This window comes from Pseudomonas asiatica (assembly GCF_040214835.1).
Lineage (GTDB): Bacteria > Pseudomonadota > Gammaproteobacteria > Pseudomonadales > Pseudomonadaceae > Aquipseudomonas > Aquipseudomonas putida_Z.
Window position 1 is genome coordinate 4,740,303 of record NZ_CP157874.1, and the last position, 21,752, is coordinate 4,762,054.

The 21,752-nt window shown below is 63.9% G+C and carries 19 protein-coding genes; 12 read left to right on the top strand and 7 right to left on the bottom strand.

Features of this window, described 5'->3' with window-relative positions; translation table 11 throughout:
* Window positions 1–281 precede the first annotated feature (281 nt).
* Complete coding sequence (locus ABNP31_RS21125; protein WP_075046208.1) at window positions 282–608, top strand: hypothetical protein; 327 nt, start codon at window positions 282–284, stop codon at window positions 606–608.
* 118 nt (window positions 609–726) lie between these two features.
* The gene (locus ABNP31_RS21130) at window positions 727–1,332 is read left to right on the top strand and encodes a flavin reductase family protein (RefSeq protein WP_085614260.1); all 606 of its coding nucleotides are present in this window, start codon (window positions 727–729) and stop codon (window positions 1,330–1,332) included.
* On the opposite strand, the gene ABNP31_RS21135 is transcribed toward ABNP31_RS21130, so the two are convergent.
* Together ABNP31_RS21135 and ABNP31_RS21140 are read right to left on the bottom strand one after the other, a co-directional pair.
* Window positions 1,333–1,599, bottom strand: a complete 267-nt coding sequence (locus ABNP31_RS21135) for a hypothetical protein (RefSeq protein ID WP_015271637.1) — start codon at window positions 1,597–1,599, stop codon at window positions 1,333–1,335.
* Between the two features lie 130 nt (window positions 1,600–1,729).
* Entirely contained in the window at window positions 1,730–2,023 is a 294-nt protein-coding gene (locus ABNP31_RS21140; protein ID WP_075046210.1) for a putative quinol monooxygenase, read from the bottom strand.
* A 202-nt stretch (window positions 2,024–2,225) separates the two neighbouring features.
* Between ABNP31_RS21140 and ABNP31_RS21145 the strand changes: the two genes are divergently transcribed.
* Window positions 2,226–3,146 carry an AraC family transcriptional regulator gene (locus ABNP31_RS21145; protein WP_025340474.1) on the top strand — a complete coding sequence of 307 codons (921 nt, stop codon included), beginning with the start codon at window positions 2,226–2,228 and terminating at the stop codon, window positions 3,144–3,146.
* 134 nt (window positions 3,147–3,280) lie between these two features.
* Here the strand turns inward: ABNP31_RS21145 and ABNP31_RS21150 are convergent, their stop codons facing one another.
* The gene (locus ABNP31_RS21150) at window positions 3,281–4,918 is read right to left on the bottom strand and encodes a 5-guanidino-2-oxopentanoate decarboxylase (RefSeq protein ID WP_238066886.1); all 1,638 of its coding nucleotides are present in this window, start codon (window positions 4,916–4,918) and stop codon (window positions 3,281–3,283) included.
* A gap of 115 nt (window positions 4,919–5,033) precedes the next feature.
* Here ABNP31_RS21150 and ABNP31_RS21155 point away from each other — a divergent pair, with 115 nt between their 5' ends.
* Window positions 5,034–5,909 carry a LysR substrate-binding domain-containing protein gene (locus tag ABNP31_RS21155; protein WP_238066887.1) on the top strand — a complete coding sequence of 292 codons (876 nt, stop codon included), beginning with the start codon at window positions 5,034–5,036 and terminating at the stop codon, window positions 5,907–5,909.
* A 98-nt stretch (window positions 5,910–6,007) separates the two neighbouring features.
* On the opposite strand, the gene ABNP31_RS21160 is transcribed toward ABNP31_RS21155, so the two are convergent.
* Window positions 6,008–6,622 (bottom strand): NAD(P)-dependent oxidoreductase, encoded by a 615-nt coding sequence (locus ABNP31_RS21160; RefSeq protein ID WP_350012737.1) that lies wholly within the window; start codon window positions 6,620–6,622, stop codon window positions 6,008–6,010.
* 27 nt (window positions 6,623–6,649) lie between these two features.
* On the bottom strand, window positions 6,650–7,525 hold the full coding sequence (locus ABNP31_RS21165) for an MBL fold metallo-hydrolase (RefSeq protein WP_085664381.1): 876 nt from the start codon (window positions 7,523–7,525) through the stop codon (window positions 6,650–6,652).
* A gap of 103 nt (window positions 7,526–7,628) precedes the next feature.
* Here ABNP31_RS21165 and ABNP31_RS21170 point away from each other — a divergent pair, with 103 nt between their 5' ends.
* Window positions 7,629–8,534 carry a LysR family transcriptional regulator gene (locus ABNP31_RS21170; RefSeq protein WP_085664382.1) on the top strand — a complete coding sequence of 302 codons (906 nt, stop codon included), beginning with the start codon at window positions 7,629–7,631 and terminating at the stop codon, window positions 8,532–8,534.
* Between the two features lie 133 nt (window positions 8,535–8,667).
* Here ABNP31_RS21170 and ABNP31_RS21175 read toward each other — a convergent pair whose 3' ends face one another.
* A complete protein-coding gene (locus tag ABNP31_RS21175) occupies window positions 8,668–9,537 on the bottom strand; it encodes an isocitrate lyase/PEP mutase family protein (protein ID WP_025340480.1) in 870 nt (289 codons plus the stop codon).
* A 452-nt stretch (window positions 9,538–9,989) separates the two neighbouring features.
* Between ABNP31_RS21175 and ABNP31_RS21180 the strand changes: the two genes are divergently transcribed.
* Window positions 9,990–11,441 (top strand): MDR family MFS transporter, encoded by a 1,452-nt coding sequence (locus tag ABNP31_RS21180; RefSeq protein WP_085614266.1) that lies wholly within the window; start codon window positions 9,990–9,992, stop codon window positions 11,439–11,441.
* Between the two features lie 220 nt (window positions 11,442–11,661).
* Here ABNP31_RS21180 and ttgR read toward each other — a convergent pair whose 3' ends face one another.
* Window positions 11,662–12,294 carry an efflux transport transcriptional regulator TtgR gene (gene ttgR / locus ABNP31_RS21185; protein WP_025340482.1) on the bottom strand — a complete coding sequence of 211 codons (633 nt, stop codon included), beginning with the start codon at window positions 12,292–12,294 and terminating at the stop codon, window positions 11,662–11,664.
* A gap of 258 nt (window positions 12,295–12,552) precedes the next feature.
* On the opposite strand from ttgR, the gene ttgA reads away from it, so the two are divergent.
* The 6 genes from ttgA (at window position 12,553) to ABNP31_RS21215 (ending at window position 21,724) form a co-directional block, all read left to right on the top strand.
* Entirely contained in the window at window positions 12,553–13,707 is a 1,155-nt protein-coding gene (ttgA, locus tag ABNP31_RS21190) for a toluene efflux RND transporter periplasmic adaptor subunit TtgA (RefSeq protein ID WP_025340483.1), read from the top strand.
* Between the two features lie 3 nt (window positions 13,708–13,710).
* A complete protein-coding gene (gene ttgB, locus ABNP31_RS21195) occupies window positions 13,711–16,863 on the top strand; it encodes a multidrug efflux RND transporter permease subunit TtgB (protein WP_075046219.1) in 3,153 nt (1,050 codons plus the stop codon).
* Entirely contained in the window at window positions 16,860–18,317 is a 1,458-nt protein-coding gene (locus tag ABNP31_RS21200) for an AdeC/AdeK/OprM family multidrug efflux complex outer membrane factor (RefSeq protein ID WP_025340485.1), read from the top strand. The genes ttgB and ABNP31_RS21200 overlap by 4 nt, the downstream gene beginning before the upstream one ends.
* A 339-nt stretch (window positions 18,318–18,656) precedes the next feature.
* Window positions 18,657–19,913: an OprD family porin gene (locus ABNP31_RS21205; RefSeq protein ID WP_075046220.1), complete on the top strand. Its 1,257-nt coding sequence runs from the start codon at window positions 18,657–18,659 to the stop codon at window positions 19,911–19,913.
* A gap of 181 nt (window positions 19,914–20,094) precedes the next feature.
* Window positions 20,095–21,018 (top strand): LysR family transcriptional regulator, encoded by a 924-nt coding sequence (locus ABNP31_RS21210; RefSeq protein ID WP_025340487.1) that lies wholly within the window; start codon window positions 20,095–20,097, stop codon window positions 21,016–21,018.
* A gap of 193 nt (window positions 21,019–21,211) precedes the next feature.
* Window positions 21,212–21,724 (top strand): DUF962 domain-containing protein, encoded by a 513-nt coding sequence (locus ABNP31_RS21215; RefSeq protein ID WP_025340488.1) that lies wholly within the window; start codon window positions 21,212–21,214, stop codon window positions 21,722–21,724.
* Window positions 21,725–21,752 lie beyond the last annotated feature (28 nt).

Here is a 21,752-nt window from a genome sequence, read left to right on the forward strand (position 1 = left end):
TGATGTATGAAAAATGCGTTGAACAGCCTTCAATGACAGATTTTTCATCCTTAACGCCCCATTAATTCCACCCCCTCAAGCTGCAATGGCTGGCAGAACGTCGGCGCATGGGCAGACACATCCTGAGCCAGAACCGCTGCCAGAGCCCCAAGATGCGCGCCAATATATATCTAATTATTCGATTTTTAAACGCTATTATTTGCGCTTTTTAATCAAGTTAATCGGCGTAGGATTAAACCCATAGAAACAAAACAACCTCAAGAACCCCTGGAGCAACGACCATGAAAAACAAACTGATCCTCACCCTGGCCCTCTCGGTTTTCGCTGCTGGCGCCTTCGCCGAAGATGGCTTCAACCGCACCAACGCCCACACCTTCGCAGCGACCCAGAGCCAATCCGCTGCCTACGCTGAAGATGGCTTCGACCGCACTGGCGGCCAGCGTTTCGCCGAAGACGGCTTCGACCGCACCGGTGGCCAGCGCTTCGCCGAAGACGGCTTCGACCGCACCGGTGGCCAGCGCTTCGCCGAAGACGGCTTCGACCGCACTGGCGGCCAACGTTTCGCCGAAGATGGCTTCGATCGCACCAACGCCCACCGCATCAGCTGATCCCTGATGCGAGCACCCAGCCCGGCTTCGGCCGGGCTTGATCATTTGCAGGCGGGCACAGGCTTGGCACACTAGGCGCCTTGTCCACCAGGAGGTAGGGCCAGCAAGCCCAGCACAGATGTATTACTACGAACCCGCCAAAGGCCACGGCCTGCCCCACGACCCGTTCAACGCCATCGTCGGCCCCCGCCCTATCGGCTGGATCTCCTCACAGGACCGCGAAGGCCGCCTGAACCTGGCGCCCTACAGCTTCTTCAATGCCTTCAACTACATCCCGCCGATCATCGGTTTCTGCAGCGTCGGGCGCAAAGACAGCCTGAACAACATCGAGCAGACCGGCGAATTCGTCTGGAACCTGGCAACCCGCCCGTTGGCCGAGCAGATGAACCAGAGCTGCGCACCGGTTGCCGCCGAGATAAACGAATTCGAACTGAGCGGCCTCACCGCCAAGCCGTCGAGCATCGTCAACGTGCCGCGTGTCGGCGAAACCCCGGTGGCCTTCGAGTGCAAGGTCAGCCAGATTGTCCAGCTCAAGCGGGCCGACCAGGAACTGGTGCCCAGCTGGCTGATCCTGGGTGAAGTGGTGGCGGTGCACATTGCCGAGCACCTGTTGAAGAACGGTATCTACGATACCGCTGCCGCCGAGCCGATCCTGCGTGGGGGTGGCCCGGCAGACTATTTCGAGCTGGGCAACCTGTTCAAGATGGCCCGCCCGCCGGCCTGATCACCAGATCAGCTCACCCTCTTCGCTGACGCCCTGCAGGCGTTGCAGCTCGGCCGTGGCCGCTTCATCGGCGGCCACGGCGCCCTTGAACACCTGGCCGTCGAGAATCTTGTGAAAGCGCGGCGCGCCGCCCATGCCCAGGGCCTTGACCGCGATGGCCGCGTTGTAGCCGCCACCTTCCACCGGGACCATCGCCGAAACCGCTTCGAAATGCGGGAATTCTCTACGTGCCATGTTGCTATCTACCTGGTTGATCAAGGGCAGCATCTTACCCCATTCACCTGTACCGGCCCTATCGCCGGCAAGCCAGCTCCCACAGGTACTGCACCGCCCTCAAGACCTGTGATAACCCTGTGGGAGCTGGCTTGCCGGCGATGAGGCCAGAACAGGCAATACCTCAATCAAAGGTATGCAGATCCAGGCTGCTGACCACCTGTTCCTGCACCAACTCACCAAACACTTCCAGCGTCGGCGAAGCAAAGTAGCCAGTCATCGCCTGCTGGTCTTGCCAGCTGCCACTGAGCAACCATAAATCGGCATCAGCCTGCGAACGCTGCACCGTGAAACTCAGGCAGCCCGGTGCCCGCAACGAGGGCTCGAGCAGGTCACGCAGGCGCGCGCCCAGCTCCGCCGAGCGCCCGCTGCTGGCACGGATGAAAGCAAGGTGGGTGACCGGTTGTGTCGGGGTCATTGCACAATCTCCTTGAAGCAGGCGGACGGAAAAGCCAGGCTGCCAAGGTTAGGGCCTCACCCGCGCGACGCGTTAGGCCATTACTGCTCGCCGATTGCCTGATCCTGCAGCGCGGCAGGATCAGGCAATCGGCGTGCAGCTTTTGACTAGCGCCCGCCATTGCCCAAACCTATGCTGCGTCGGTCAGCAGAGGAAAGCCATCATGACCACCGCCACGTCCATCGACCCGAGCCTGGAACTGCAACGCCAGGAGCTCGCCGAGCTGATCCGCCGCCACGCCGGGGAACCCCACGGCCCGGCATCGGCCATCGATGACCTGTACCTGGTGCGCTACACCGAAAACGTGCGCTCGGTACCGACCCTGGCGCAACCAGCGCTGTGCATCCTCGCCCAGGGCAGCAAAAGCCTGTTCCTGGGTGACGAGCAGTACGCCTACGACCCGCTGCACTACATGGTGGTCTCGGTAACCTTGCCGCTTAGCGGCGTAAAACTCGACGCCAGCCCCGAGCACCCGAGCCTTGGCCTGCGCATGGACCTGGACCCGGCCGAAATCAGCCAGCTGATCGCCGAAAGCGGGCCGATGCTGGTGCCCAACCGGCCTTCCGGTCGTGGCTTGTATGTGGAAAGAACCGATGCCGCGTTGCTCGACGCCTTGCTGCGGCTGATACGCCTGCTGGACACCCCTCGCGATATCGCGATGCTCGCGCCGCTGTTCCGTCGGGAGATTCTGTACCGCCTGCTGCGCGGGCCGCAGGGCTATCGGTTGTACGAAATTGCCTTGGCCAACAGCCAGACCCATCGGGTTTGCCAGGCCATCACCTGGCTCAACCAGAACTACCAGCTGCCTTTGCGCATCGAGGACCTGGCGCGCGAGGTCAACCTCAGCACCTCGACCTTGCACCACCGGTTCAAGGCCGTGACGTCGATGAGCCCGTTGCAGTATCAGAAGCAACTGCGCCTGCAGGAGGCGCGGCGCTTGATGCTGAATGACGGGCTCGAGGCAGCGGTGGCTGCCTACCGGGTGGGGTATGAAAGCCCGTCACAGTTCAGCCGTGAATACAGCCGGCTGTATGGCGCGCCGCCGATTCGTGATGTGGCGAGGTTGCGGGCGACTGCTGGCTGAGTTTGGCTTTGCCTGTGCCGGCCCTTTCGCGGGTAAACCCGCTCCCACAGGTTTTGCACAGATACTGAAAACTGTGCAGTACCTGTGGGAGCGGGTTCACCCGCGAAAGGGCCGGTACAGGCAATAGCTTCACTTCAACCCAACACAGCCCCCTGCCACTGATTCTGGTCAACCTGGATCAAGGTCGGCCCCTTGCGCTCCACTGCCTGCCCCAACGCCACCTGCAACTGCGCCACATCTGCCACCTGCTCCGCCGCCGCGCCCAGGGCCCGCGCCACACCGATGAAGTCCGGCGTATGGATATCCACCCCGACTGGCTCGATGGCCCGGTTGACCATGTACTTCTTGATTTCCTCGTACCCCTGGTTGTTCCACAGCAGCACGATCAGCGGCACCTGAGCTTCCACCGCGCTGGCCAGCTCCGGCAAGGTGAACTGCAAACCGCCATCACCAATCAGGCACACCGCAGGCGCACGCTCACCGACCTGCTCCGCGCTGCCCAGCCAGGCGCCCATGGCCGCCGGCAATGCATAACCCAAGGTGCCGTAGCCGGTCGAGGCATTGAACCAACGGCGTGGCTGGTCCATGTCCAGGGTCAGGTTGCCGGTGTACACCGGCTGGGTCGAATCGCCCACCAGAATGGCATTGGGCAGGCGCTCGAGAATTGCGTTCAGCAAACGTGTCTGGCTCAGGGTCGGCTGGTCCCAACCCGCCGCCAGTGCCTGGCGCAGCTTGGCCACCCGGGCCGCCCCCCACGTGCTTTCACGGACGGGTTGCGTCAGTGCCTGCAAGGCACCGAGCAGCGCCTCGGTGGCCAGTTCGGCATCGGCCACCAGCGACAGCGCCGGCAGGTAATTGCGCACGGCCTGGTCCGGGTCGATGTCGATGCGCAACAGGCTGCCCGGGATCTCGAAACCACCTTTGAAGGTGACGTCATAGTCGGTTTCGGCCAGTTCGGTGCCGATCGCCAGCACCACATCGGCCTCGGCCACCAGCGCCCGCGTGGCAGGCAGTGACTGGGTCGAGCCAATCTGCAGCGGGTGGCTGGCCGGCAGCAGCCCCTTGGCATTGATGGTCAGCGCCACCGGCGCCTGCAGGTGTTCGGCCAGGCGCGCCAGCGCAGCGCCCGCGGCCAATGCGCCGCCCCCGGCCAGGATCAATGGTCGCCGTGCATTGGCCAGGCGCTCGGCCATCTGCGCCACGGCCTGCGGCGCTGCCCCTGCCCGGCTGCTGCGCACCACGCGCCCCGGCAGCAGGTGATCGGCCGGTTCGACCAGCACGTCGAGCGGGATCTCGATATGCACCGGGCGCGGGCGGGCGCCTTCGAACACGGCGAATGCCCGGGCCAGCACCTGCGGCAGGTCATCGGCACTCATCAGGGTGTGGGAAAACGCCGCCACACCCGACACCAGCGCTGCCTGGTTGGGCAACTCGTGCAGCTTGCCGCGGCCACCGCCCAGCTGGTCGCGGGCCTGCACGCTGGAAATCACCAGCATCGGGATCGAGTCGGCATAGGCCTGGCCCATGGCGGTGGTGATGTTGGTCATGCCCGGGCCGGTGATGATGAAGCACACCCCGGGCTTGCCGCGGGTCCGCGCATAGCCGTCGGCCATGAACCCGGCACCCTGCTCGTGGCGCGGGGTAACATGGCGGATGGACGAGCCAGCCAGGCCGCGGTAGAGCTCCACGGTATGTACACCAGGAATGCCGAAGACATGGTCAACGCCATAGCCTTCAAGGAGTTTTACCAGTACTTCGCCGCAGGTCGCCATTGGGTTTCACCGTGAATCTTGGTTAGGTTATGCCCTTATTTGGACCCAGCCACGGCTATCGCCACAATGCAAAAAAACACATACTAGCCATGTCCTGCAATCATGGCTCAGCACTATGAAACGCCTCCCGCCCCTGCCCGCCCTGCATACTTTTCTGGTCACCGCCCAGCACTGCAATTTCACCCGTGCCGGGCAGCAGTTGCATATCACCCAGGGCGCCGTAAGCCGGCAGATCGCGGCCCTCGAGGAGCATCTGGGTTATGCCTTGTTCCAGCGCCAGGCCCGTGGGCTGAGCCTGACCCGTGAAGGCCAGGACTGGCTGCCAAGGGTGCAGCAGGTGTTCGCGCTGATCGAACAAGGGGTGCGCGAGGTGGGTGGGCGCAGCACTACCTTGCAGCTCAAGGCACCGACCTGCGTGATGCGCTGGCTGCTGCCACGCCTGATGGAATGGCAGGCGCTACGCCCGGATGTGCCTGTAGAGCTGACCACCACGGTGCAACATGGAGTGGACTTTCGCCGCGAGGGTTTCGATGCGGCGGTGGTGTATGGCGATGCGCCGAACCACGGGCTGCGCGTGCGCAAGCTGTTCGATGAGCAGCTGACGCCGGTGTGCGCGCCGTCATTGCGCCAAGGGCCGGTACCATTGCAGCAGGTCGAGGATCTGGCGCTACACATGCTGCTGCACCCGTCGCGGGATGAGCATGACTGGCGGTTGTGGCTGCAGGCAGCCGGGGTGACGCTGGGCACTCAAGGGCCGAAGCAGCATTTCGAGACGCTGGACATGGCGATGGCCATGGCCTCGCAGGGGACCGGCGTGGCCATCGGCGACTGGTCGCTGATCGGCGATGACTTGCGCGGGGGGCGGTTGTGCATGCCGTTTGCGCTGAAAGTGATGACCGGCAAGGGCTATTACCTGGTGAGCCAGGCCAAGAGCTTGCCGGCGGGGTTGGGGGAGTTGCTGGATTGGCTGGAACACCAGGCCAGCCAGTGAGGGCCTCTTCGCGGGCACGCCCGCTCCCACAGGTACAGCACAGATTCCAAGACCTGTGCTTCACCTGTGGGAGCGGGCGTGCCCGCGAAGCAGGCGACTCAATACCCGACCGTGAACCGCCGCCGCGAATGTTGCGGTTTTTCCAGTTCGTCGAACATGGCAATCGCGTAATCGGCAAAGGTGATCCAGCTCTTGCCATCCGCGCCGATCAACAGATGATCCTTGCCCAGCTTGTAATGCCCGCTGCGCTCACCTTCAACGAACTCCGCCGACGGCGACAGGAAGGTCCAGTCCAGGTTCGGCTCCCGTTGCAACGCTTCCAGAAAACGCACCCCGGCAGTGGCCTCGGCCTTGTATGCCTCGGGGAAGTCCGGGCTGTCGATCACCCGATGCCCCGACGGCAGCAACAGGCTACCGGCCCCACCTACCACCAGCAGGCGCCTGACCCCGGCCCGCTTGACCGGCTCGATGATGGCGTGTGGCTCGATGGTCGAGAAATGCGCCGCACTCAGCACCGCATCCACACCCGCGACCGCCGCTTGCAGGGCCGCGCTGTCCTTGGCATCCAGCGCCTTGACGGTCACCCCGTCCCGCCCCTGCAACCGCGACGGGTCGCGGGCGATAGCCAGCACACTGTGGCCACGGCGTCGGGCCTCTTCCAGCAACTGGCTGCCAGCGCGGCCAGTGGCACCGATGATTGCAATCTTGCTCATGGGATACTCTCCATCAGTTGAACGGAATTACCACTTCATCTCGCCCTTGGCGACCTTGGCCCCCAGCTCCAGCGAGCTTTCATCGGCCAGCCCCGGGTAACGTTGCTTCATCGCCGCGATCAACGCACCGGCGTCTTTCGCCTTGGCGGTCTCGGCATCGAAATCACGAATGTAGTTCGCCGTGAAACGCACGGCCTGCAGCGATCGGCTGCTGTCTTCCAGGTAATGCCCGGGGATGACCGTGCGCGGCGCCAGCGCTTCGATGTGCGCCAGGGTGCCGAGCCAGTCGGCGTGGGACTTGGCCGTTTGCGTGTCGGCCATCCATACATGAATGTTCTCCGACACCACCACGCCACCGACCACCGCCTTGATCGACGGGATCCACACAAAACTGCGGTCAGGTTGCGGGCCGTCCAGGCCGACCACTTCGAGGGCCTGCCCTTCCAGCGTCAGGCGGTTGCCTTCGAGCACCTGCGGCAGCACCAGCCGCGCCGGCTTGTCCGCGCCCATCTGCGGGCCCCAGTAGGCCAGCTTGGCATCCATGGTCTGGCGGATATGGGCAACCGTGGCGGCCGACGCCAGCACCTTGGCCTCGGGGAAGGCCTGGGTCAGGGTATCCAGGCCGAAGTAGAAGTCCGGGTCGCCATGGCTGATGTAGATGCTGGTCAGCTGCTTGCCGCCCGCCCGCAGGCGCTGCACCAGCTGCTCGGCCTGGGCCTTGCCGAACTGGGCATCGACGAGGATGGCGTCGTGCTTGCCGCTGACGATCACCGAACTGACCGGGAAGATCGCCTCATGCCCGGGGTTGTAAACCTCCAGCCGCAAGGGGTCGGCAGCCAGCGCCGGGCCGGCCAGGGTCACACAGGCCAGCAGCAGGCCACGCAGAGGAGTGAAAAGAGACATCGCAAACGCCCGTCAGATGAACAATGCCCAACAGCTTAGTTGCCCAATCCGTGACAAAAAATGCGATGCTCGAACATAGTTTGTTTCTGAAACCGGGCAAATCATGGACCGTCTCAACGCCATGCGCGTTTTCGTCACCGTCGTCGACCTGGGCAGCCAGTCGGCGGCGGCGGATCATCTGCAACTGTCGCGGCCGGTGGTGTCGCGCTACCTGGCAGAGCTGGAAGACTGGGTTGGCGCACGGCTGATGCAGCGCACCACACGCAAGCTCAGCCTCACCGCCGCCGGCCAGGAAACCCTGCCCCGCTGCCGGCAACTGCTGGAACTGGCCGGCGACCTGCAGGCCGCGGTGCAGCAGCCGGATGACGCGCCCAAGGGCGCACTGCGCATCAGCGTCAGCACCTCGTTCGGCCAGGCCCAGCTGGTGGATGCAGTGGCCGCCTACGTCCGGCGCTACCCCGGGGTGAAGGTGGAACTGCAGATGCTCGATCGCACGGTCAACCTGGTGGACGAGCGCATCGACCTGGCCATCCGCACCAGCAATGACCTGGACCCCAACCTGATCGCCCGGCGCCTGAGCGTGTGCCGCTCGGCAGTGTGTGCGGCACCGGCCTACCTGCGCGAGCACGGCACGCCGCAACGGGTCGAGGAGCTGAGCCGACACAACTGCCTGACCCATGCCTACTTCGGCCACAGCCTGTGGCATTTCGAGGTGGCCGGCCAGCAAGTCGCCGTGCCAGTGGCGGGGAACATCAGTGCCAACGAGGCGATGACACTGCAGAAGGCGGCGCTGGCCGGCGCAGGTATCGCCATGCTGCCGACCTACCAGGCCGCGGACGCCCTGCGCCGGGGTGAACTGGTGCGCCTGCTGCCCGAAGCCAGCCCACGCGAGCTGAACCTGAATGCGGTATACACCTCACGCAAGCACATGCCGGCGACATTGCGCAGCATGCTGGATTTTCTGGTGCAGCGGTTCAAGGACGAACCGGAGTGGGATCAGGACTTGTAAGGCCCATGTGGGAGCGGCCTTGCGTCGCGAAAGGACCGCGCAGCGGTCCCGGGATCTTGGCCACATCAAATATTGTCGGGGCTGCTACGCAGCCCTTTCGCGACACAAGGCCGCTCCTACAGGGGTGGCGCTGTCACTCCTCGACGCTCATGTATTCCTTGGCCCAGCGGATGTAGTCCTCGGGCTGGGTGTAGGTATGCGAGAGTTCGGTGGCGCTGAGGTTTTCCGACTTGTTCTGCTGGCCGCGCTGCAGCCGCAGGCAATCGTAGGTGGCCTTGATCGCGGCAAAGTAGGCGGCGTGACCATCGACCACGATGCGCACGCCCAGGCGTGCCAGGCGCTCGTCGTCGCGCAGGCTCGGGTTGCCGTAGGTCACCAGCATCAGCGGCACCGTCAGGTGCTCGGCAATCTGCTCGAGTTGCTCGAAGTCCTTCACCCCAACCATGCAGATACCGTCGGCTCCGGCCTTCTGGTAGCTCTGGGTACGCACGATGATTTCTTCGGTGGTGAGCACGCCAGCGTTGGTCCTGGCAATGATCGACAACGACGAATCGACCCGCGCCTCCAGCGCCGCACGGATCTTGCCGACGCCCTCTTCAACCGGGATCAGGTCGGTGGACTTGCGCCCGAACTGGGCAGGCAGCAGGGTGTCCTCGATGGTCAGCGCAGCCACGCCGGCGCGCTCCAGTTCGATGACCGTGCGCATGACATTCAGCGCGTTGCCATAGCCGTGGTCGGCGTCAGCCAGCACCGGCAGTTGCGCCACGCGACCAATACGGGTGGCCTGCTCGACGAACTCGCTGAGGGTGATCAGGGCGAAGTCCGGTGCAGCCAGTACCTGCAACGAAGCGACCGAACCACCGAGGATGCCGACCTCGAAGCCCAGGTCTGCGGCAATGCGTGCCGACATCGGGTCGAACACCGATGCGGTGTGATAACAGGAACCTGAAGCGAGCAGCTCGCGGAAGGCAAAACGCAGATCTTGATGGGAAGCCTTGGGCATGATCACTCCGCAAAATAAGTTGAAATTCGAACGGTAACTACCGACCCCTGTAATCGGGTCTACCTGGCCTGTTCCAACCGTCGCCATCTGGGCGGTCATGCTCGACATGCAGGCAGAGGAATAAAAGGTGTGGGAGACAGCGGCGCGAAAACCTGCGGCATAATGTTGCACCAAGCTGGTGCAAGCCCCCGGTTTTCAGCCTCTGTGGCATACCAACGATATCACGCAGCCATGCAGCACTGGATGAATGCGCCAATGCCGATCTTGCATAGGGGATGCAGATAGTACATAGGAAGCTACCTAACTCAGGTTACAATCCGGGGACTTCATGCTGGCCTCTTCGCGGGTAAGCCCGCTCCCACAGGGACCGCGCCGTCCTCAGGAGCGACACCGGACCTGTGGGAGCGGGTTTACCCGCGAAGAAGGCCGCCACCGTCATACAAGGTATCCCCGTGACCGCCGCCCTGCCCCCCACCACCCTGCGCAACGTGCTCACCGCCCTGATGCTGGCGATCTTCCTCGGCGCCCTGGACCAGACCATCGTTGCCGTCTCGCTGCCGGCGATCTCGGCGCAGTTCAACGATGTCGGCCTGCTGGCCTGGGTCATCTCCGGTTACATGGTGGCAATGACCGTGGCCGTGCCGATCTACGGCAAGCTGGGCGACCTGTACGGGCGGCGCAGGATGATCCTCACCGGCATCAGCCTGTTCACCCTGGCCTCGATCGCCTGCGCCCTGGCCCAGGACATGCAGCAACTGGTGCTGGCCCGGGTACTGCAGGGCATTGGCGCCGGTGGCATGGTCTCGGTGAGCCAGGCGATCATCGGCGACTTCGTGCCCCCGCGAGAGCGCGGCCGCTACCAGGGCTATTTCAGCAGCATGTACGCGGTGGCCAGCGTCGCCGGGCCGGTGCTGGGCGGCTGGCTGACCGAATACCTGTCATGGCGCTGGGTGTTCTGGATCAACCTGCCGCTGGGGCTGGTTGCACTGTGGGCGATCCGCCGCGCCCTCGGCGGCATGCCGGCGCAGCGCCGCGAGGCGCAGGTGGACTACCTTGGCGCCGTGCTGCTGATTCTCGGCCTGGGTAGCCTGTTGCTGGGCATTACCCTGGTCGGCCAGGGCCACGCCTGGGCCGACCCGGCCGTGCTGGCCCTGTTCGCCTGCGCCGCGCTGGGCCTGGTGCTGTTCATCGCCCATGAGCGCCGCTGCCCGGAGCCACTGCTGCCACTCGGCCTGTTCGGCAACCGCGTGGCGGTGCTGTGCTGGGGCGTGATCTTCTTCGCCAGTTTCCAGTCGATCTCCCTGACCATGCTCATGCCGTTGCGCTACCAGGGCATCACCGGCGCCGGTGCCGACAGCGCGGCCTTGCACCTCCTGCCGCTGGTGATGGGGCTGCCCATGGGTGCCTTCACCGGCGGGCGCATGACCAGCCTGACCGGGCGCTACAAGCCGCAGATCCTCGCCGGTGCACTGCTGATGCCGCTGGCCATTTTCGCCATGGCGCTGACCCCGCCGCAGTCGGCCTTGCTCAGTGCGCTGTTCATGCTGCTGACGGGCATCGCGTGTGGGCTGCAGTTCCCGACCTCGCTGGTAGGCACGCAAAGCGCGGTGGACAGCAAGGACATCGGCGTGGCCACCAGCACCACCAACCTGTTCCGCTCGCTGGGCGGGGCCATGGGGGTGGCGTGCATGTCCAGCCTGCTGCTGGCGCTGCTGCACCAGGGCGGGTTCGAGTCGCTGGGTAATCCGTTGCTGGGGAGCCTGAAGGCCGGTGAAGTAGACCTGGTGACACAGGGGCGGTTGCTCGAGACGTTCCAGCAACTGTTGATGGGGAGTGCGCTGGTTGCACTGCTCGGGCTACTGGCGGCGGTGGCATTGCCGGATCGGCAACTGCGCGGACGCTAAGAGCTGCGCGATTTTTGTAGGAGCGGCCTTGTGTCGCGATAGGGCTGCAGAGCAGCCCCAGCAATTCATGCATTGATGCTGGAATCCTGGGGCTGCTCTGCAGCCCTATCGCGACACAAGGCCGCTCCTACAGGATTTGCACCTTATGCCAGTCACCCGAAAGCATTAATCCCCCCTTAACACAAAGGGGTAACACTCCCTCACAATCCTTAACAAAGTGTCATTTGCGCAGAGCCGGGCTCAAGCGCAGCATATCCAGCCCGGTGTCGACCCACTTTTCGACATCCTTCAACAGATCGACACTGTCAGGCAGCAACAGCCAGCGCCCGATCAGGCCATCGACATAGGCAAACATGGCCACCGCCGCGCGCTCGACATCCAGCTCGCCTGGCAACTGGCCCCGGCGCACGGCATTGGCCAACGCCAGGGTGATGCCCTTGTGGCAATCCAGCACCGCACCCTGGCGCTGCTGGCGAATTTCACACATGTCATCGGTGAACTCGCACTTGTGATGCAGGATTTCATTGATACGCCGGGTTCGGGCATCGAGCACCAGCTCGTTGAACACTTGCAGCAACAGCTTGCGCATGCAGCCAAGCGGGTCCACTTCGTCCTCGCTTTCGCTCGCCCGCGCCAGGTGGTCATGGGTTTCATGCAGGCTGTCGAGCAGCGCCTGCACCAACTCGGCCTTGTTGTTGAAGTGCCAGTAGATCGCCCCCCGCGTCACACCCGCCAGTTCGGCGATGTCGGCCAGGGTGGTTCGCGCAACCCCGCGCTTGTAGAAGGCCTTTTCCGCCGCCTCGATGATCTGGGCGCGGGTTTCCTGGGCTTCTTCTTTGGTTCGACGGACCATGGCAGTACAAACCTCATTTGCCCCGAACGCGCGGCGCGTGCGGGGAACACTCCGGGGGCACCTCTGCAGGGTGCCTCGCGGAGGAGCTAATCAAGGGCTGTGGCAGTACCCGAGTACAACCCAGCGGTATTTACAAACAACCATGAATGTAAGTATATTCCTTAGCAAGCTATTTATCCACCGGATAGCAACTTTTCCAGATCAAGACTCTTCCATTACTCTTGAGCGTCTCCCAGCTCCAGCGACCCGAGGATCCTCATGCAATTCAAGCCAGCCGTTACCGCTCTGGTTTCCGCCGTCGCCCTGGCAACCCTGCTCAGTGGCTGTAAGAAAGAAGAAGCAGCGCCAGCGGCGCAGGCTCCTCAGGTCGGCGTCGTGACCATCCAGCCCCAAGCCTTCACCCTGACCTCGGAATTGCCGGGGCGTACCAGTGCCTACCGCGTCGCCGAAGTGCGCCCGCAGGTCAACGGCATCATCCTCAAGCGCCTGTTCAAGGAAGGCAGTGAGGTCAAGGAAGGCCAGCAGCTGTACCAGATCGACCCTGCCGTGTACGAAGCCACCCTGGCCAATGCCCAGGCCAACCTGCAGGCCACCCGCTCGCTGGCCGAGCGCTACAAGCAGCTGATCGACGAACAGGCTGTTTCCAAGCAGGAATACGACGACGCCAATGCCAAACGATTGCAGGCCGAGGCTTCGCTCAAAAGCGCGCAGATCGACCTGCGCTACACCAAGGTCCTGGCACCGATCAGCGGCCGTATCGGCCGTTCTTCGTTCACCGAAGGTGCACTGGTGAGCAATGGCCAGGCCAACGCCATGGCCACCATCCAGCAACTCGACCCGATCTACGTCGACGTCACCCAGTCCACTGCCGAGCTGCTCAAGCTGCGCCGTGACCTGGAAAGCGGCCAGTTGCAAAAGGCCGGCGACAACGCCGCCTCGGTGCAGCTGGTGCTGGAAGACGGCAGCCTGTTCAAGCAGGAAGGCCGCCTGGAGTTCTCCGAAGTCGCTGTCGACGAGACCACCGGCTCGGTCACCCTGCGCGCCCTGTTCCCCAACCCCGATCACACCCTGCTGCCAGGCATGTTCGTGCATGCGCGGCTCAAGGCCGGGGTCAACGCCAACGCCATCCTGGCCCCGCAACAGGGCGTGACCCGCGACCTGAAAGGCGCGCCGACGGCGCTGGTGGTCAACCAGGAGAACAAGGTCGAACTGCGCCAGCTCAAGGCCAACCGTACCCTGGGCAGCGACTGGCTGATCGAGGAAGGCCTGAACCCGGGCGACCGCCTGATCACCGAAGGGCTGCAGTACGTGCGCCCGGGCGTCGAGGTCAAGGTCAGCGAAGCCACCAACGTCAAGAAGCCGGCCAGCCCTGTTCAGGCCAACGCGGCGAAAGCAGACGCCAAAGCGGAGTAAACCATGTCGAAGTTCTTTATCGATCGCCCGATCTTCGCCTGGGTGATCGCCTTGGTGATCATGCTGGTCGGCGCCTTGTCGATCCTGAAGCTGCCGATCAACCAGTACCCCAGCATCGCGCCGCCGGCCATCGCCATCGCCGTGACCTACCCGGGCGCCTCGGCGCAAACCGTGCAGGACACCGTGGTACAGGTGATCGAGCAGCAGCTCAACGGTATCGACAACCTGCGTTATGTGTCGTCGGAAAGTAACTCCGACGGCAGCATGACCATTACCGCCACCTTCGAGCAGGGCACCAACCCAGACACCGCACAGGTGCAGGTGCAGAACAAGCTGAACCTGGCCACCCCGCTGCTGCCGCAGGAAGTGCAGCAGCAAGGTATCCGCGTCACCAAGGCAGTGAAGAACTTCCTGCTGGTGATCGGCCTGGTGTCCGAAGACGGCAGCATGACCAAGGACGACCTGGCCAACTACATCGTCTCCAACATGCAGGACCCGATCTCGCGTACCGCGGGTGTGGGTGACTTCCAGGTGTTCGGTGCGCAGTACGCCATGCGTATCTGGCTCGATCCGGCCAAGCTGAACAAGTTCCAGCTGACCCCGGTCGACGTCAAGACCGCCGTGGCCGCGCAGAACGTGCAGGTGTCCTCCGGCCAGCTCGGCGGCCTGCCGGCCATGCCGGGTACCCAGCTGAACGCCACCATCATCGGCAAGACCCGCCTGCAGACTGCCGAGCAGTTCGAGAAGATCCTGCTCAAGGTCAACAGCGACGGTTCGCAGGTGCGTCTGGGTGATGTCGCCCAGGTTGGCCTGGGTGGTGAAAACTATGCCGTCAGCGCCCAGTTCAACGGCAAGCCGGCCTCCGGCCTGGCAGTTAAACTGGCTACCGGTGCCAACGCCCTGGACACCGCCAAGGCCCTGCGCCAGACCATCGCCGACCTGGAACCATTCTTCCCGCCTGGGGTGAAAGCGGTATTCCCGTATGACACCACCCCGGTGGTCACCGAATCGATCAGTGGCGTTATCCACACCCTGATCGAAGCCGTGGTCCTGGTGTTCCTGGTGATGTACCTGTTCCTGCAGAACTTCCGCGCCACCATCATCACCACCATGACCGTACCGGTTGTGTTGCTGGGTACCTTCGGCATCCTTGCCGCTGCCGGCTTCAGCATCAACACCCTGACCATGTTCGCCATGGTCCTGGCCATCGGCCTGCTGGTGGACGACGCCATCGTCGTGGTGGAGAACGTCGAGCGGGTGATGTCCGAGGAAGGCTTGCCGCCCAAGGAAGCGACCAAGCGCTCGATGGAGCAGATCCAGGGTGCCCTGGTGGGTATCGCCCTGGTGCTGTCGGCGGTACTGCTGCCCATGGCGTTCTTCGGCGGCTCCACGGGTGTGATCTACCGGCAGTTCTCCATCACCATCGTCTCGGCCATGGGCCTGTCGGTGCTGGTGGCGCTCATCTTCACCCCGGCCCTGTGCGCCACCATGCTCAAGCCGCTGAAGAAGGGCGAGCACCATGTGGCCAAGCGTGGCTTCTTTGGCTGGTTCAACCGCAACTTCGACCGCAGCGTAACCGGCTACGAGCGCAGCGTGGGCACCATCCTGCGCAACAAGGTACCGTTCCTGCTGGCCTACGCGCTGATCGTGGTCGGCATGATCTGGCTGTTCGCCCGCATCCCTACCGCGTTCCTGCCGGAAGAAGACCAGGGCGTATTGTTCGCCCAGGTACAGACCCCGGCCGGTTCCAGTGCCGAGCGCACCCAGGTGGTGGTCGACCAGATGCGTGAGTACCTGCTCAGCGAAGAGGCCGACACCGTGGCTTCGGTGTTCACCGTCAACGGCTTCAACTTCGCCGGCCGTGGCCAGAGCTCGGGTATGGCGTTCATCATGCTCAAGCCGTGGGATGAGCGCTCCAAGGAAAACAGCGTGTTCGCCCTTGCCCAGCGCGCCCAGCAGCACTTCTTCACCTTCCGCGATGCGATGGTGTTCGCCTTTGCCCCGCCTGCGGTGCTCGAACTGGGTAACGCCACCGGCTTCGACGTGTTCCTGCAGGACCGCGGCGGTGTCGGCCATGCCAAGCTGATGGAAGCGCGCAACCAGTTCCTGGCCAAGGCCGCGCAGAGCAAGATCCTCAGCGCCGTGCGCCCGAACGGCCTGAACGACGAGCCGCAGTACCAGCTGACCATTGATGACGAGCGTGCCAGCGCCCTGGGCGTGACCATCGCCGACATCAACAACACCCTGTCGATTGCCCTGGGTGCCAGCTACGTCAACGACTTCATCGACCGTGGCCGGGTCAAGAAGGTGTACATCCAGGGCGAGCCGAACGCGCGGATGAGCCCGGAAGACCTGCAGAAGTGGTACGTGCGCAATGGCGCCGGCGAAATGGTGCCGTTCTCCTCCTTCGCCAAGGGCGAATGGACCTACGGTTCGCCGAAGCTGTCGCGTTACAACGGCGTCGAGGCAATGGAAATCCTCGGTGCTCCGGCCCCGGGCTACAGCACCGGTGAAGCCATGGCCGAGGTCGAGCGCATTGCTGGCGAACTGCCAAGCGGCATCGGCTTCTCCTGGACCGGCATGTCCTACGAGGAAAAACTCTCCGGTTCGCAGATGCCGGCACTGTTCGCCCTCTCGGTACTGTTCGTGTTCCTGTGCCTGGCAGCCCTGTACGAAAGCTGGTCGATCCCGATCGCCGTGGTACTGGTAGTACCGCTGGGTATCATCGGTGCCCTGATCGCCACCAGCCTGCGCGGGTTGTCCAACGACGTGTACTTCCTGGTCGGCCTGTTGACCACCATCGGCCTGGCGGCGAAAAACGCCATTCTGATCGTCGAATTCGCCAAGGAACTGCACGAGCAAGGCCGCAGCCTGTACGACGCGGCGATCGAGGCGTGCCGCATGCGTCTGCGCCCGATCATCATGACCTCGCTGGCGTTCATCCTCGGCGTGGTACCGTTGACTATCGCCAGCGGCGCCGGCGCCGGCAGCCAGCACGCCATCGGTACTGGCGTGATCGGCGGCATGATCAGTGCGACCGTGCTGGCTATCTTCTGGGTACCACTGTTCTTCGTCGCAGTGTCGTCACTGTTCGGCAGCAAAGAGCCGGAAAAAGACGTCACCCCTGAAACTCCACGTTATGAGGCTGGGCAATGACCAAGTCTTTGTTGTCCCTGGCAGTAACCGCTTTCATTCTTGGCGGCTGCTCGCTGATCCCTGACTACCAGACCCCGGAATCGCCGGTGGCTGCGCAGTGGCCGCAAGGCCCTGCGTACTCGCCGACGCAATCGGCGGAAGTTGCCGCCGCCGAGCAGGGCTGGCGCCAGTTCTTCCACGACCCGGCACTGCAGCAGCTGATCCAGACTTCGCTGGTCAACAACCGCGACCTGCGCGTTGCCGCGTTGAACATCGACGCCTACCGTGCGCAGTATCGCATCCAGCGTGCCGACCTGTTCCCGGCGGTTTCGGCCACCGGCAGCGGCAGCCGCCAGCGCGTACCGGCGAACATGTCGCAGACGGGCGAAGCGGGCATCACCAGCCAGTACTCGGCCACCCTGGGCGTCAGCGCCTATGAGCTGGACCTGTTCGGCCGCGTGCGCAGCCTGACCGAGCAGGCCCTGGAAACCTACCTGTCCAGCGAGCAGGCGCGTCGCTCCACGCAGATCAGCCTGGTGGCCAGCGTGGCCAACGCCTACTACACCTGGCAGGCCGACCAGGCGCTGTTCAAGCTGACCGAAGAAACGCTGAAGACCTACGAGGAAAGCTACAACCTCACCCGTCGCAGCAACGAAGTCGGCGTAGCCTCGGCACTCGACGTCAGCCAGGCGCGTACCGCCGTGGAAGGCGCCCGGGTCAAGTACTCGCAGTACCAGCGCCTGGTCGCCCAGGACGTCAACAGCCTGACCGTGCTGCTGGGCACCGGCATTCCCGCCGACCTGGCCAAGCCTCTGGAGCTCAATGCCGACCAGCTGGCCGAAGTACCGGCCGGCCTGCCGTCGGACATTCTCCAGCGTCGCCCGGACATCCAGGAAGCCGAGCACCTGCTCAAGGCCGCCAATGCCAACATTGGCGCGGCCCGCGCAGCGTTCTTCCCGAGCATCAGCCTGACCGCCAATGCCGGCAGCCTGAGCCCCGACATGGGCCACCTGTTCTCGGGCGGCCAGGGCACCTGGCTGTTCCAGCCGCAGATCAACCTGCCGATCTTCAACGCCGGCAGCCTGAAGGCCAGCCTGGACTACTCGAAGATCCAGAAGGACATCAACGTCGCCAAGTACGAAAAGACCATCCAGACCGCCTTCCAGGAAGTCTCCGATGGCCTGGCGGCGCGCAAGACCTTCGAAGAGCAGCTGCAGGCGCAACGCGACCTGGTGCAGGCGAACCAGGACTACTACCGCCTGGCCGAACGCCGCTATCGCATCGGTATCGACAGCAACCTGACCTTCCTCGACGCCCAGCGCAACCTGTTCAGCGCCCAGCAGGCACTGATCGGCGACCGCTTGTCGCAGCTGACCAGCGAAGTCAACCTGTACAAGGCGCTTGGCGGTGGCTGGTACGAGCAGACCGGGCAGGCCAACAACCAGCAGGCAGCGGTGGAAGCACCGAAGAGCTGATTGAAGCTGTCAAAGCATCAAGCCCACCCTCGCGGTGGGCTTTTTGTTTTGTGTTGCCTGAACCGGCCTCTTCGCGGGCTCGCCCGCTCCCACAGGCTGTGATGATCCTGTGGGAGCGGGCGAGCCCGCGAAGAGGCCAGTGCAGGAGAACAATTAACCAACCAGAACATTCTGTTCGATTATCGCCCGCTTCCGTTTGTGGCGAATTGCCTCACCCCAGCCCTACCCCGCACCATCCTCCCACGCAACGTTGCCCCGGTTCATCCCAAAAGACCCGCACCTGCAGGCCGCATCCTGCAGCGTACCGGCTCGCCCATAAAAACAAGAGATCCACGACAGATGAGCACTTTGCAACCCGCACGCCAGCTGCTGCCCGGCCTGTTGGCCATGTCCTGCGCACTCCCCGTGTTCGCCGCCGACCAAGGTGGTTTCCTGGAGGACGCCAAGGCCACCCTCAACCTGCGCAACTTCTACATCAACCGCAACTTCGTCGACCCGGCACACCCGCAGGCCAAGGCCGAGGAGTGGACGCAGAGCTTCATCCTCGACGCCCGCTCCGGCTTTACCCAAGGCACCGTCGGTTTCGGCGTGGACGTACTGGGCCTGTACTCGGTCAAGCTCGATGGCGGCAAAGGCACCACCAACACTCACCTGCTGCCGGTGCACGACGACGGCCGCCCGGCCGATGACTTCGGCCGCCTGGGCGTGGCACTGAAAGCCAAGCTGTCCGAAACCGAGCTGAAAGTGGGTGAATGGATGCCGGTACTGCCGATCCTGCGCTCGGACGATGGCCGCTCGCTGCCGCAGACCTTCCGCGGTGGCCAGCTGACCTCGAAGGAAATCGCCGGTTTGACCCTGTACGCCGGCCAGTTCCGCGGCAACAGCCCGCGCAACGACGCCAGCATGGAAGACATGTCGCTGAACGGTAAGGCCGCATTCACCTCCGACCGTTTCAACTTTGGCGGCGGCGAGTACACCTTCAACGACAAGCGCACCATGATCGGCCTGTGGGATGCCCAGCTCAAGGACATCTACCGCCAGCAGTACCTCAACCTGGTGCACAGCCAACCCCTGGGCGACTGGACCCTGGGCGCCAACCTGGGCTACTTCATCGGCAAGGAAGACGGCGCCGAACGCGCTGGCGAACTGGACAACCGCACCGCCTCGGCCATGCTCTCGGCGCGCTATCAGGGCCACACCTTCTACGTCGGCCTGCAGAAAGTCAGCGGCGACGACGCCTGGATGCGGGTCAACGGCACCAGCGGCGGCACCCTGGCAAACGACAGCTACAACTCCAGCTTCGACAACGCCAAGGAGCGCTCCTGGCAGGTGCGTCATGACTTCAACTTCGCCACCGTCGGCGTGCCAGGCCTGACCCTGATGAACCGCTACATCAAGGGTGACAACGTCACCGCAGGCGGCGTGGACGATGGCAAGGAATGGGCGCGGGAAACCGAATTGGCCTATGTGGTGCAGTCGGGCAGCTTCAAGGACCTGTCGGTGAAGTGGCGCAACTCCACCATGCGCCGGGACTTCAGCACCAACTCGTTCGATGAGAACCGGTTGATCGTGAGTTACCCGCTGAATCTCCTCTGAATTCTTCAGGTTCACCACAGCTTCAGAATCTGTGGTGAACCTGTGGGAGCGGGTTTACCCGCGAAGAGGCCAGAAGCCACAGCAAATAACCATAAGCTATAAACAAATCAATAAACCTTCTTTGACGACATATGCAGCAACCGCTTGAATAGGCCCCTGATCCCCGCCCCAGAGCCGTGACATGGACCTCCGTCAGCTGCGCTACTTCATCGCCCTCACCGAATACCGCAGCTTCGTCCGTGCCGCCGAGGCCATGGGCATCACCCAACCCGCCTTCAGCCGTGCCATCCAGAGCCTGGAACACAGCTTCGGCTGCCCACTGGTCGACCGCGCCAGCAAAGCCCTGCCGCCCACCCCCGAAGGCCTGGTGGTGCTGCAACATGCCCGGCGCCTGGTACAAGGTGCCGCGCAGCTGAGCAACGAAGTGCTGCAGATGACCAAGCTCGACGCCGGCGAGCTGCATTTCGGCAGCGGCCCGGCGCTGGCCGTGCGCCTGGTGCCCGATGCCCTGCGTCACTTTCTCGAACGCCACCCGGGCATCCGCACCTCGCTGCTGGTGGACAACGCCGAACGCCTCGGCCAGGCCCTGCGCCGCGAGCAGATCGAGTTTTTCGTCGACGATATCCGCCCGTTCGAAGCCGACCCCAACTTCCACACCGAGCCCCTTTCACCGCGCCCCGGCCTGTTCTTCTGCCGCCCGGGGCACCCATTGCTGGCCAAGGACAGCCTGTCGACCAACGATCTGTTCAGCTACCCGCTGGCCAGCGCCCTGCTCGCCCCCGGCGTGCGCAAGCGCCTGGCCAACCTGAGCGGGCGCAGCGATTTCACCCCGCACCTGCAAACCGAGCACCTGGCCGTGCTGCGCAGCGTGGTGGAGGCCAGCGATGCCATCGGCACCGCCAGCGAGGAAGCCGTGGCCGAAGACCTGGCCAGCGGCCGCCTGGTGCGCCTGCACTGGCGCAACCTGCCACCGGCGCTGGAAGTGCTGAGCGTGCGCTGTGGCGTGGTCAGCCGCAGCGGTTACCGGCTGTCGCCGGCGGCGCGAGCGATGATCGAGACGCTGGTGGGGCTGGATATGCCAGTGCGGGCTGCTGCCATTCGCTGAGCTGATGATGGTGGCAGGGGCGGGCTATCCTGAGCTATATCGGTCGCCTGTACCGGCCCTTTCGCGGGTGAACCCGCTCCCACAGGCACAGCGCAGCCCCCAGGAGTTGTGGTGACCCTGTGGGAGCGGGTTTACCCGCGAAGAGGCCAGAACAGGCAATACACCTCGATCAGGCAACCAGGGAGGCACAACAATGAAAACCCTCGTCGACCACCTGAGCCAATACGCCAGCTACCACCGCGACCCACGCAACATCGCCACCCATTTCGTCGGCATCCCGATGATCGTGCTGGCGGTCACCATCCTGCTGTCGCGCCCTGGCTGGGAGGTAGCCGGCATGTGGCTGTCCCCTGCCCTGCCGGCGGCGGCAGCCTCGGTCTGGTTCTACCTGCGCCTGGACCTGCGCTTCGGCCTGGTGATGGGGTTGTTGCTTGGGCTATGCCTGTGGGTCGGCCAGGTGCTGGCGATGCAGACGACAGCGCTGTGGCTCGGTGCCGGGCTGGGGGCGTTCGTGGTGGGCTGGATCATCCAGTTCGTCGGCCATTACTACGAAGGCCGCAAGCCGGCGTTTGTCGACGATGTCAGTGGGTTGATCATCGGGCCGTTGTTCGTGGTGGCAGAAGCGGCATTCATGCTCGGCCTGTGCCCGGCCCTGAAACGCGCCGTCGAGGCCAACGCCGGGCCCGTGGTGGCGCGCTCTATGTAGGAGCGGCCTTGTGTCGCGATAGGGCTGC

Excerpts from the sequence above, each read along its gene's own strand:
- ttgA (WP_025340483.1), top strand. The coding sequence starts at position 12,553 with ATGCAATTCAAGCCAGCCGTTACCGCTCTGGTTTCCGCCGTCGCCCTG.
- ABNP31_RS21210 (WP_025340487.1), top strand. The coding sequence starts at position 20,095 with ATGGACCTCCGTCAGCTGCGCTACTTCATCGCCCTCACCGAATACCGC.
- ABNP31_RS21150 (WP_238066886.1), bottom strand. The coding sequence starts at position 4,918 with ATGGCGACCTGCGGCGAAGTACTGGTAAAACTCCTTGAAGGCTATGGC.
- ABNP31_RS21130 (WP_085614260.1), top strand. The coding sequence starts at position 727 with ATGTATTACTACGAACCCGCCAAAGGCCACGGCCTGCCCCACGACCCG.
- ABNP31_RS21200 (WP_025340485.1), top strand. The coding sequence starts at position 16,860 with ATGACCAAGTCTTTGTTGTCCCTGGCAGTAACCGCTTTCATTCTTGGC.
- ABNP31_RS21165 (WP_085664381.1), bottom strand. The coding sequence starts at position 7,525 with ATGTCTCTTTTCACTCCTCTGCGTGGCCTGCTGCTGGCCTGTGTGACC.
- ABNP31_RS21170 (WP_085664382.1), top strand. The coding sequence starts at position 7,629 with ATGGACCGTCTCAACGCCATGCGCGTTTTCGTCACCGTCGTCGACCTG.
- ABNP31_RS21215 (WP_025340488.1), top strand. The coding sequence starts at position 21,212 with ATGAAAACCCTCGTCGACCACCTGAGCCAATACGCCAGCTACCACCGC.
- ABNP31_RS21155 (WP_238066887.1), top strand. The coding sequence starts at position 5,034 with ATGAAACGCCTCCCGCCCCTGCCCGCCCTGCATACTTTTCTGGTCACC.
- ABNP31_RS21135 (WP_015271637.1), bottom strand. The coding sequence starts at position 1,599 with ATGCTGCCCTTGATCAACCAGGTAGATAGCAACATGGCACGTAGAGAA.
- ttgR (WP_025340482.1), bottom strand. The coding sequence starts at position 12,294 with ATGGTCCGTCGAACCAAAGAAGAAGCCCAGGAAACCCGCGCCCAGATC.
- ABNP31_RS21160 (WP_350012737.1), bottom strand. The coding sequence starts at position 6,622 with ATGAGCAAGATTGCAATCATCGGTGCCACTGGCCGCGCTGGCAGCCAG.
- ttgB (WP_075046219.1), top strand. The coding sequence starts at position 13,711 with ATGTCGAAGTTCTTTATCGATCGCCCGATCTTCGCCTGGGTGATCGCC.
- ABNP31_RS21205 (WP_075046220.1), top strand. The coding sequence starts at position 18,657 with ATGAGCACTTTGCAACCCGCACGCCAGCTGCTGCCCGGCCTGTTGGCC.
- ABNP31_RS21140 (WP_075046210.1), bottom strand. The coding sequence starts at position 2,023 with ATGACCCCGACACAACCGGTCACCCACCTTGCTTTCATCCGTGCCAGC.
- ABNP31_RS21125 (WP_075046208.1), top strand. The coding sequence starts at position 282 with ATGAAAAACAAACTGATCCTCACCCTGGCCCTCTCGGTTTTCGCTGCT.
- ABNP31_RS21175 (WP_025340480.1), bottom strand. The coding sequence starts at position 9,537 with ATGCCCAAGGCTTCCCATCAAGATCTGCGTTTTGCCTTCCGCGAGCTG.
- ABNP31_RS21145 (WP_025340474.1), top strand. The coding sequence starts at position 2,226 with ATGACCACCGCCACGTCCATCGACCCGAGCCTGGAACTGCAACGCCAG.